7 protein-coding genes are annotated in these 12,002 nt (G+C 57.3%); all 7 read right to left on the bottom strand.

Annotated features, from left to right (window positions below):
• Nucleotides 1-15: 15 nt before the first annotated feature.
• The gene (locus tag AC2FJC_RS14345) at nucleotides 16-3,279 is read right to left on the bottom strand and encodes an adenylate/guanylate cyclase domain-containing protein (protein ID WP_496740012.1); all 3,264 of its coding nucleotides are present in this window, start codon (nucleotides 3,277-3,279) and stop codon (nucleotides 16-18) included.
• Nucleotides 3,280-3,411: 132 nt separating this feature from the next.
• A complete protein-coding gene (locus tag AC2FJC_RS14340; RefSeq protein ID WP_496740011.1) occupies nucleotides 3,412-5,121 on the bottom strand; it encodes an ABC transporter ATP-binding protein in 1,710 nt (569 codons plus the stop codon).
• A 4-nt stretch (nucleotides 5,122-5,125) separates the two neighbouring features.
• Entirely contained in the window at nucleotides 5,126-6,076 is a 951-nt protein-coding gene (locus tag AC2FJC_RS14335; protein ID WP_058273051.1) for an ABC transporter permease, read from the bottom strand.
• A complete protein-coding gene (locus AC2FJC_RS14330) occupies nucleotides 6,073-7,050 on the bottom strand; it encodes an ABC transporter permease (protein ID WP_496740010.1) in 978 nt (325 codons plus the stop codon). Before AC2FJC_RS14330 ends, AC2FJC_RS14335 begins: the two co-directional genes overlap by 4 nt.
• 173 nt (nucleotides 7,051-7,223) lie before the next feature.
• Nucleotides 7,224-8,789, bottom strand: coding sequence for an ABC transporter substrate-binding protein (locus AC2FJC_RS14325; RefSeq protein WP_496740009.1), 1,566 nt, complete (start codon nucleotides 8,787-8,789; stop codon nucleotides 7,224-7,226).
• 126 nt (nucleotides 8,790-8,915) lie between these two features.
• Nucleotides 8,916-10,496 carry an ABC transporter substrate-binding protein gene (locus AC2FJC_RS14320; RefSeq protein WP_282120968.1) on the bottom strand — a complete coding sequence of 527 codons (1,581 nt, stop codon included), beginning with the start codon at nucleotides 10,494-10,496 and terminating at the stop codon, nucleotides 8,916-8,918.
• Between the two features lie 169 nt (nucleotides 10,497-10,665).
• Nucleotides 10,666-11,637, bottom strand: a complete 972-nt coding sequence (locus tag AC2FJC_RS14315; protein ID WP_496740008.1) for an alpha/beta hydrolase — start codon at nucleotides 11,635-11,637, stop codon at nucleotides 10,666-10,668.
• Nucleotides 11,638-12,002: the final 365 nt, after the last annotated feature.

Here is a 12,002-nt window from a genome sequence, read left to right as displayed (position 1 = left end):
CAGCCCCTCACCTGATTAGTCCAGCGGCCCGACCAGCGATTGTTTGATGCCCAGGTCCTGAAACCGCGCCTTCAATTCATCGAACCCTTCATGTGCCGTCAAAGGAATACCCCAACCCCCACATTCAGCCAGTGTTCGAGCCTGCAGGATCGACAGATCGACCATCGGCAAAGGCTCATCTGCAGTGAAAGCTGCCAGGGCATCCGCGTATCGCGTGGCTTCGTCCCACTGCTTTCGCGCCAGCATGACGGCAGCGGCGTCCGTATAGAAATGAAGATGGCTATGGCCAACACAGCCTTCGGCGATGATCTTCTCGCCAAGCTTTAGGTTATCATCTTGTGTCGCGGGGTCCTCTTCGGCCATGGCCAAAGCTGACAGCGCTTTTGGTCCGACGAAATTCCGACCGTGTTCAAGGGCAATGCCGACCGCGCGGCGACCGGTTTCACGCGCCTGTTCCAGCTGCCCGGCATAAACCTGCGTGCGGGCAAGATGTTCCAGCGCCTGCGCCTCTAGGCGTTTCGCTCCAACGCGGTTCGCGATCTCGGCAGACAGGGTAAAGACGTCCAGCGCCTGATCTATTTCCCCTAAGAAAGTGTGCGCAACGCCCAAACAGGTCTGCGCCACGCATTCTGGAACAAAGGCGAAGTACTTCTGTGACACTTCAATGGCTTCCTGCGCATCCAACTTTCCTTGCGCTACATCACCGGTATAGCTGCGCGCGACGCTCAGATTGTGCAGGTTCGCGGCCAGATCGCGGACCAAACCCTTTTCTCGCGCCCGTTCGACTGCCTGCGTGTAGAACCCTGTCGCAGTTTGCATCGTGGCATTCATGAAATTGGCATCGCCAAATCCACTGAGCGCACCAACCTCAAGTCGCGCGGATTCAAGCTTTCTGGCCAGTGTTAGAGCCTTTTCGTTACTCTCAAGCGCCTTTGTCACCTGCCCCAGCGGGAAGTATACATTGCCGCGCACATAGTTGATCTGAGCAATGTCGCGGTCAGACCCGCAGCGTTCCGCAGCTGCCTCGGCAATGTCCAGACTTTCCAGAGCTTCCTGATACAGGCTGGCCTGCCGCGCGGCCTGCGCCAAGCCGATTTGCGCCCGGCAGATTTGTTCATCCGTCTCGGCCAATTCTGCGGCCTCTTTGAATTCACGCAGGGCATCATTGGACAGGCCCTGCAACCGGTGCGTCTCACCCCGGGCGCAGAACAGATCAAAGCGAACCCCTGCGGGCGCGGGCAGTTCCAGCGCCCGTTCGATCAACGGGCTGGCATCGTCGAACTGAAAGACCTGTATCAGCTTGTCCGCGGCTTCCAGATACGCCTGGGCGGCATGGGTAGCACCCGCGCGATCCAGATGCTGCGCCCGCAGGGTGGCGTCGCGGTCCTCGAACCAGCTCGCGGCCTGACGATGCAGGCGCGCGCGTTCGGATTTTACAAGGGTCGCATAGGACCCGTCGCGGATCAGCGCGTGGGCAAACATCAGATCGGCCTCAGCCTCGCGGATCAGGGCCGAGCGGATCAGGGTTGAGGTGTCCAGATGCCCTTCACCCAGTAGAAAATTCAATACCTCGGGCGAAAATCTCTGCCCCAGCACGGATGCCGCCTGTATCGATGTCCGGCTGGATCGGTCCAGCGAATCCAGACGGGACTGAACAATGCCCTGAATGCTGCCGGGAACAGATTCCTGTTTCAGCACATCGATATTGCGCAATAACTGCTCAAGAAACAGCGGATTGCCCCCGGCGCGTTTCACGCAGGCGTCTAACAGTTCAGGATCGATCCCGGTGAACTCTTCGACCAGTTGTCGGGCTTGTTCGTCCCCCATCGGCGCCAGTTCCAGCTTGGATATCAGGGCACCATCCGTCGCAAGTTGCCATTCACGGTCGATCGGATCGCCTTCCACGCGGCTGGTCATTAGCAACACGCAGGGCAGATTGCGCGTCATCGCCGCGATATGGGCGCAGGCTGTCAGGATCTCGGGTGAAGCCCAGTGAATATCCTCGATATGGATCAACAAAGGCGTTTCCTGGCTGCGGGCCGAAATCAGGTCGTCGATGACCTGACGCCGCCCCCGCAGACGGGTTGCATTGTCCATTACCGCATAGACCTCGGCCAGACCGGGGTCTTGTTCAAGCTCCAGCAGCGCATTCAGGTGCGCGGCATTCGCCGCTGTTACCCACCCCTTGCTAATCGCGTCCTTCGCGACAGATGCACAGGTTTCCGTATCATCCGTCGGCTCCAGCCCCAGAATACTGCGTGTCACGGATTGGATGGCTGAATGCCCCTCGCGCGTACCGAAATCCATGACCACGCCATTGTGGACGGAATAGGACAGGCTGTCGGCCAGTTCAGCCACCTGTTCGGACAGGTGCGTTTTGCCAATGCCCGGCTCGCCCAGTACGATATGGACTTCACCCTTACCGTGCCGCTGACACCGGTCGAAGGTTGCTGAAAACAGGGATAGCTCTCGTTCCCGGCCCACAAAGCGATGCCGGCGCGACCGGATGTTGCGCGCCATCCGGTCCAGCCGCCACAGCTCAACCGGATCACCAAGGCCTTTGATTGCCTTTTCGCCCATCGACTCACCAACAAAAAGCGGCCCTAACGCACGCTGAATGTCATGTGAAACCAAAGTTTCCCCCGGCGCCGCCATGTCAGTGATGCGCGAGGCCAGGTTCACACCATCACCGGTCACGGTGTATTCCGTATGCGCCTGACTGCCTGTTGTACTGGCAATAACCTGCCCTGATGCAATCCCGATATGGCAGGTCAGCGGAGGGTTCAGGCCAGGCAGAACCGTGTGAATTTCCAGTGCTGCCCGCGCGGCCCGTTCAGTATCATTCGTGTGCGAGATCGGCGCGCCGAACACTGCCATGACCGCATCGCCAATATGCTTGTCGATCCGGCCACCGTATTTTTCGACGACCTTGTCCACCCTGGTGAAAAACGCGTTGAGCAGCGCGTGCATGTCTTCGGCATCCAGTTCGCTGGTCAAACGAGTAAATCCGGTCAGATCGGCGAACATGACCGTTACCTGCCGTTTCGCAGGCTCCAGGGATTCCTGAGGCTGAAATGGCGGGGCAGTTTCGAACGTCTCAAGCTCGGCAATCGCGCGCAAAAGCCGCCGACGGTCGCCGACAGCAGTGACTCCGATTTCGATCAGGTCTTCACCCGTCAAATCGGGTAAAATTCCAAAATCAATTTTGTTATCCAAAAAGGCTTGCGCGTAGTCAGATAATCCAAGTGCGCTTAGCCAGTCCCTAAGGTCCTGAGACATTTCGCCCCTCTGAAGCCCCCAACTCCAAAGACAGACGTAGCACAACAAACCCGGATGAGTCTGCAAAGTTTGAATATTTTAATGTATATGCACACCCAATTGCCCGAGTGACGGGCAATTGGGTCTTTGGAATTAGGTCTCGGCCTCTAGCCCATCCGTCGACAGATCGTCGAGTTTCGGCATCAACCGCAGAAGCTCGCTTGCATATTCGGTCTGCGGGTTGGCGAAGAGTTCGTTGGTTTCCTGCAACTCAACCACCTTGCCCTGCTTCATCACGGCCACCCGGTCGCACATTTGACGTACCACCGGCAGGTCGTGGCTAATAAACAGCAGCGTCAAGCCCAGATGTTCCTGTAGGTCTTTCAGGATGTTCAGGATCTGCGCCTGAATGGACACGTCCAGGGCGCTGGTCGGTTCGTCACAGATCAAGAACCGCGGCTGCGTCGCCAAAGCACGGGCAATCGAAATACGCTGCCGTTGACCGCCTGAGAATTCGTGCGGGAATTTCAGCCCGGCCTCATGGCCCAGTCCCACCTGATCCAGTAATTCGTCCACGCGGCGTTTTACATCGGACCCTTCCATCAGCTTGTGATGGCGGATTGGTTCGGCCACGATATCGTCCACCCGCATCCGAGGGTTCAGCGACGAATAAGGGTCCTGAAAGATCATCTGAATGTTTTTGCGATACGCATCCAACGCGGCTCTGTTGGTCAGATCACTAACCACCTGCCCCTCAAAGGTGATCGTACCGCCATCAACCGGGTACAGCCCCGCGATCATCCGCGCGATGGTAGACTTGCCAGAGCCGGATTCACCCACCACCCCGAATACCTCACCCGCATGAATGTCAAAGCTGACATCGTCAACGGCAGTGAAATAAGTGCGGTCCCACGGCAGCAGGCCTTTGCGCTGCAGGAACTTCTTGGTCAGATTGCGAATCTCGAACACCGGTTTGCTGGTGTCATTGTCCACCTTGGGCCAGTGCCGGGCCATATCGTCGATGGCAAAACGGGTCTCACGCCCGCCATAGCTGATCTGCGGGAAGCGGTGCAGTTTCAACGTGGGGCGCGGGACAGCGGCGATCAGCGACTTGGTGTATTCGTGCGTGGGCTTCCCCATGACCTGAGATGTCGGGCCGGTTTCCACCACCTTACCCGCATACATAACCGTCACCTTGTCCGTGGTATCCGCGATCACGCCCATGTCGTGGGTGATCAGGATTACGCCAACCTGCCGTTCCTGCGCCAGTTCCTTGATCAGGTCCAGAATCTGCGCCTGAACGGACACATCCAACGCCGTGGTCGGTTCATCCGCGATAATCACGTCCGGCTCGGTGCACAGCGCAAGGGCGATCACAACACGCTGCCGCATCCCGCCCGAGAACTGGTGCGGATATTGGTCCAACCGCGTATCCGGGTCAGGAATGCCCACCCGGTCGATCAGATCACGGGCGCGCTGGTTCGCCTCGGCATCCGTTCCGCCCAGATGGGCCTGGATCGTCTCGGTCAGCTGTTCGCGCACGGTAAACAGCGGGTTCAGCGAGGTCAGAGGATCCTGGAAGATCATCGAGATTTTCTTGCCGCGCAGGCCGCGCATCGCGACGGCATCCAGGCCGCTGATCTGGTCACCGCTCAGCTTGATGGTGCCGCTGGCAATCCGGCCGGGCCGGTCCAGCAGACCCATGATGGCCGCTCCGATTGTGGATTTGCCCGCACCGGATTCGCCCACCAGACCGTGGATCTCGCCCGGTTCAACGGACAGGTCCACGTGGTCCACGGCGGTGAACAATTGGCGGCGCGTCGGGAATTCGACCGTCAGGTCGTTGATCGTCAGAAGGCTCATGTAATCACCGCAGCTTGGGGTTCAGCGCGTCGCGCAGCCAGTCGCCCAGCAGGTTGACAGACAGGGCCAGCGCCAGAAGGGTGCAGGCCGGGAAGAACAGGATCCACCACTCACCCGAGAACAGGAAGCCCTGTCCGATACGGATCAGTGTTCCCAGCGACGGCTGGGTCGGCGGTGCACCAACGCCCAGAAAGCTGAGCGTTGCCTCGGCAATAATCGCCAGCGCGAGCGAGATCGTGGCAATAACCAGAACCGGGCTGAGAACATTGGGCAGTATATGGCGGAACATGATCGGAATTGGCCCGCGCCCGATCAGACGGGCGGCCTGTACGTATTCCTTGTTCTTTTCCACCAGCGCAGCGCCGCGTACGACCCGCGCAAATTGCACCCAATCAGACAGGGCAATCGCGATGATCAGAACATAAATCGCCATTTCGTTGCGGTATTCGGGAGGCGTGACGCCCTTGGCGATACCAAAGATGAGCATCGCAACCAGAATGGCCGGGAAGGTCAGCTGCACATCGGCAATCCGCATGATGAGCGTCTCGACCCAACCGCCAAAATACGCCGCAACCAGCCCAAGGATGACACCTATGATCAGCGCCAGCATCACCGCCGACACGCCAACAAATAATGAGATGCGCATGCCATATAGAATGGTCGAAAATACGTCGCGTCCCTGATCGTCGGTCCCCAAAAAGAAGGTTTCCTGCGTAAAGGCATTGGGCGTGCCCGGCGGCGTAAAGCCGTTCATCAGGTTCAGTGATGCCGGATCGAACGGATTATAGGGCGCGATGACCGGGGCAAAAACGGCGGCCAGCAAAAGGATCAGCACCACCAGTGAGGCGATCAACGCAACAGGAGAATGCCGGAAGGACCACGCAAAATCGCTGTCCCAGAACTTGGCAAATCGCGATTTGGTGGGGGCGGTCGGGGTTTCGATGGTATCGGTCATGTGGCCCTCGCGTCGACACGCAGGCGCGGGTCAATGGCATAATAAAGAAGATCGACGATCAGGTTAATCGAAACGAACATGACCGAAATCAGCATCAGATATGCGGCCATGACAGGGATATCGACAAACTGGATCGCGTTGATGAACAGCAGGCCAACACCTGGCCACTGGAACACAGTCTCAGTGATGATGGCAAAGGCGATGATCGAGCCCAGCTGCAGACCGGTGATTGTGATCACGGGAACCATAGTGTTCTTCAGCGCGTGGCGGAAGTTGATCACCCGGTCCGACAAACCGCGAGCGCGTGCAAACCGGACATAATCGGCGCGCAACACCTCAAGCATTTCCGATCGGACCAGACGCATGATCAGGGTCATCTGATACAGGCCCAGCGTAATCGCGGGCAGGATCAACGCCTTGAGGCCAGAGGCCGTCAAGAAACCGGTGGACCAGTTGCCAATCATAACGGTCTCGCCCCTCCCGAAGCTGGGTAAGAGGTCTAATTCAACCGAGAAAATGTAGATAAGTAAGATCCCGATCAGGAAGGTCGGCAGGGATACCCCGATCAGGGAAACGGTCATGATGACATTCGCAGCAACCCCTTGTCGTCGGATGGCTGTGAACACGCCCAGCGCAATCCCCATGGTGATTGCCAGAAAGCCGGAAACAAAAGCCAGTTCCAGTGTGGCCGGCGCGCGCTCGGCTATGATGGTCGAGACAGGACGTCCCTGACGATAAGACACACCGAAATTGCCTTGAACGGCATTTTTCAGGAACTTGTAGTACTGAACCGGAAACGGCTGATCCAGCCCCAGCTCAGCCCGCAGCCGGTCGATATCGGCTTGCGTACGCTCCTGACCCAGCATGTTGTCGATCGGATCGCCGACAAACCGGAACATAGAAAATGCGACCAGACCCACGACCAGCAGTACGATCACGGATTGGAGCATCCTTCGGACGATATATGCGAACATTCACTTTCCCCATTGATCCGCTTCTCTATGCACGGGTCGGCTAAATGGTCAAGGTATCGCTAACGGGCTGGTATCAGAGCGATCCTTATTTCCTGCGTCTTTGGTATTATGCAGGGTACGATGCGGATTGGCGGTGCCGAACCGGCCCTCGCCAATCCATGTTTCAAGCGTCTTCAGTTTACGGTCACCCAGCGCAGCAAAAAGAAGTTATCGGGGCGCTGCGTCAACTCGATATTGCTGCGCGTGCCCCAGACCAGTGGCTGCACATACATGGGCACATAGACCTGTTCGTCCTGAATGATCTTAGCCACTTCGTCCAGCATGGCCTGACGCTTGGTCTCATCCAGCTCGGACTGAATCGCAGGCAGCAGTTCATCCACGCGTGCATTCGAGAAGCCTCCAAAATTCCAGCTGCCCAGCTTTTTCTCTTCGTTCGGGGTCGCGACAAGGAACCGGACCGGGTGTTCCGCGTCAAATGTTCCGGGGCTCCAACCCAGCAGGTACATGTCATAGTTATCCTCGCGTAGCTCGGGCCAGTAATTGCGCACAGGCATCGCTTCCAGCTCAGCCGTGATCCCGATCTGGGCCAGCATGCTGACTACGGCCTGACACACCGCTTCGTCGTTCAGATAGCGGTCATTGGGGCATTTCAGTCCAAATGAGAATCCATCCGCGTATCCTGCCTCGGCCAGCAGAGCCTTGGCACCCTCAACGTCAAATGCGGGACGTTCGGCATGGGCCGATGAATAGCCGCTCATGGCCGGGCTCACCAATTGCGACGCCGCTTCGGCATTGCCGCGCATGATGGTGGCCAGAATGGCATCGACATTCACGGCCTGCGCCACTGCCTTGCGGACGCGCGGGTCGCGGAACGGGTTGGGCTTGCCCTCATCGTCTGTATATTTCAGCGTCTCAGCCTCGTGATCAAAGCCCAGCATGATCACGCGCGCCTCGATCCCCTTGATGACCTCGACATCACTGTCTTCTTGCAGGCGCGCGACGTCCTGGATTGGCACCGGGTTGATCATATCCACATCACCCGACAACAGCGCCGCAACGGCGGTCGCAGGGTTCTGGATCGGGTTAAACTCGGCGCGGGTGATATTGTGCTCGACGTCGCCCCACCAGCCCTCGTGAGGTTCCAGTACGGTTTTCAGACCCGGCTCACGCTCGGTGACTTTGAATGCACCGGTGCCATTGGCATTGATCGTCGCATAATTGCCGGCCTCTTTGTCTGGGACGGCGGCATCATTCGCCTCGGTCCAGCCTTGATCCATGATCATCCAGTTGGCAATCGAAGACGGGAACAACGGGTTCGGCGCGGTCGTCATGATATCGACAGTATAATCGTCGACCACGATCACCTCACTGACCGGCGCAAACCAGCTGCGGGTATCCGCGGCCTCGCCCGAGGCGCGCTGATAGCTGAACAGAACGTCCTGCGCGTCAAAGGTACTGCCGTCGTGGAAGGTCACGCCCTCGCGCAGCTTGAAGCGCCAGCCGTCTCCTTCGCCAATAGGTTCCCAGCTGACGGCCAGGGCAGGCTGAACGCTCATGTCCTTGTCGCGCCGGACCAGCCCTTCGTAGACGTTATTGAGAAATCCCAGAACCGGGGCCGAGTTGACCGCGTGCGGGTCCATGGTTTGCGGGTCGGTGGTCGAAGCCCATTTGAAATCTGCGGCCTGAACACTGGTGGCAGCCAGCATTGCAATGCCAATGGCGCTGTTCCTGAGGATCATTGTTATGTCTCCCTGTTTCTGTGGTCGAGTTTTCTTGGTTTTTGCCGCATGCGCAAGGAAATCTCAGATCGCAACAAAAAACAGGGCGCGAAAATCGCGCCCTGTCTGATCGTCAAAAGTTTTGACTTATTTGATGGTGAAGTATTTGACCTTGGGTTGGTCTTCGGCATCCACTTCGATGCCGACACCGTCAGCCATACCCCAGTTCAGAACCTGGTGATGAATGGGGATGTAAAGCGCTTCGTCCTGCACCACACGCCAGATGTCGGCGATGTCGGCATTACGGGCGTCCAGGTCGGTGTTCGAGGCGAGCGACTTGATCTTTGTGTCCAGCGCATCATCCTGATAGCCGGTTCCGTTCCACGTGCCGATGTCGTCTTCGCGACCGTGGACAAGGAAGTTGAAGATGTATTCCGAGTCATATGTCGGAACACCCCAACCCAGCATGTAGAAATCTGTCTTGCCGTCGGTGATCAGCGGGAAGTGCTGCGCCTTGGGCTTTGCATCCAGATTCACAGTCACGCCGATCTGGCCCAACATCCCAACGGCCGCCTGACAGATCCCTTCATCGTTGATGTATCGATCATTCGGGCAGTCCAACCGGAGCGAGAAGCCATCGGCATAACCTGCCTCTGCCATCAGTTCCTTGGCTTTTTCCAGATTAGTGGCGGATTCGCCGTCCATCGCTTCGGTCCAGCCGTTCACGAAAGGCGGTGCGATCATGCCCGCAGGCTGCGACTGGCCGCGCATCACGACCTGCTTGATCGCATCACGGTTGATCGCCATAGACATCGCCTGACGCACGCGCACATCGGCCAGAGGGTTCTTGCCGTCTACGTTGTCTGCTTCGATATCGTCCGCACCCTGGTTCATGCCAAAGAAGATCACACGGTTCTGTGGGGCTTGCTTGACCATCAGGCCATCGGCACCATTGACGCGGTCAATGTCTTGCACCGGCATATCCTGCAGGAAGTTCACCTCACCCGACAACATCGCCGCAACACGGGTCGCAGCGTTCTGGATCGGGGTATAGACAATCTCGGTCACTTCCATCGGGAACTGATCGATGCCCCAATAGTTGTCGTTGCGCACCATCACGGTTTTGACGTCAGGCTCGCGGCTTTGAAGGACATAAGGCCCCGTTCCGTTGGCGTTGGTGGTGGCAAAGGTGATCTCGCCACCCTCGAAATCCTGCACATTGACAGTGTTGTTTGCCTCGGCCCAGCCTTTGTCCAGAATGAACAGGTTGGTCAGGTTCGACGGCAGGATCGGGTTCGGACCATCGGTGACGATCTCGACTGTATAATCGTCCACCGCGCGCACTTCGGTGATCGAACCGATCAGCTCTTTCATGTCCGAATTAGGCTGCTTGGCCCGCTCAAAGCTGAACACCACATCTTCGGCGTTGAAGTCCGCGCCGTCATGGAACTTCACGCCTTCGCGCAGTTTGAAAACCCAAACATTCGGATCATCAGCCTTGGGACCCCACTCGGTCGCCAGTGCAGGTTCAAACGCGCCTGTTACGTCGCGGATGATCAGCGGCTCGTACATCTGGTGACGTATTGTGTGTGACGGGCCTTCGTTTTGCGAGTGCGGATCCAGCGTCAGCGCATCACCAGCACGTGCCCATCGCAGCGTTTCCGCCGATGCGGCACCCGCCATCAATGCGGTCGCACTGGCAGCGATCATCAGGTTCTTCAGGATCATTATAATCTCCCCGTTTTTTCGTTAGTACCGTTCCATGAAACGGCAGACCGGTTTTGCCGGTCTTGGTAGTGCTGATCATCCAGATCATTCTGAAGGTTGCAACACCAGATTGTGAACTATTTGGATTTCTGATCAAATTTGAAAAGCCGACATATCGCGAACGCCTGATTCAGCGCAAAATGACCGACCGCTGATGCGGATCATCTGGGAAAACGCGCCCGGATTGGACGCATTGAAAAATATGCCGGAATACCAGACCAGCCTCGCCGCCCGGCGAAACCGGACCAAAATATTTGTGGCCGGTAGGCGTGTCATAGGCCGTATTGATATCGTCGCAATCAACCTGAAATATGTTGTGCGGGGTTCGGTCGATGTTCTCTGGCCCGGTATGACCCAACCGGCGGGACGCAACTTTGTTCTTGAGGTTTGCAGCCTTACTGGCCCGCAACGCCAGATCGTCAGAGGCGAAATAGACAACCACATTCCGCGAAGCATGGCTGACCAGCACACCGGGCTCATTTTCATGCACGGATTCATTAACGACATCTGCAGCGACCATGAAGGTATTGCGAAACAACAGGGGCACGCCCGACGCCAGATCGTACCGATCCCATTCTATCAGCGTTTGGCGCAAAACCCGATTGCCCATCGAATGGGCCAGAAGGTTGATCCGTTTCAGGCAGGGGGCGGTTTCGGGCTCGTTATCCTCACTGTTGCGCCATTCCAGAAAACGTTCCAGCACCCGCGCAAAAGAAAACCCGCTTTGGTCTGCGGACTTCTGGTCATCCCAATACTTTTGCACGATCCCCTGCTTGGCGTCGCTGGGCCAGATCAGGGGTAACACCATCACTTCACCGGGTTTGGCCTGATCGCACAGACGCTGAAGCTCAGCCGTGGTTTCGAACACATCCTCCGGCAGATTGTTGAACCCGTGAAGATACAGCAGGATCTGGCGGCAATTGTTGTCACGCACACGCCGCAGCAGCTCTTTACTGGTGATTTCGGTGTGATGCTCATCTTCGCCCTTTTCACAGTAAAACACCGAATTTGAAGGCGCGTTATTGTCCAGATCAAAGGTAAAACGGCGTCCTTTACGGGTGCGAATACTCTGGGTCGGAAATCTGTTCGTGATAAAAAGCATGAAACCCCCTCTTTTTCAGGATGGAATCAGCCTAACAAGTCAACCGCACTCGTGACACAGAAAACCCGGAACTCTCACCGTATCTATGGTCGTATTTTCACAAAGGGTTTCACATCGGTCCGGTCATGGACGCCCTGGACGAAACTGGGGCGGCTCCGCCCGTGCTTCAGCCTCATAGCTCGCGCCCATCATCAGGATCAGCCGACGGCCTCTGCGACAGGAATTGACCATTCCAGAGGCGGCCTTACGATCAAGATTCACCTCTGACTGCGCCAATTGTCAAGGAGACCTAGGCTCCAGACTCATTGATTTACAACCAGAATAGAACGGTAGCCGCGAGTGCGATGGCTGACAGGAAGACCTTC

It is taken from the genome of Ruegeria sp. CDSB117, from assembly GCF_059611005.1.
The sequence above is the reverse complement of the archived record's forward strand: the minus strand, read 5'-3'. Positions and strand labels throughout refer to the sequence as shown.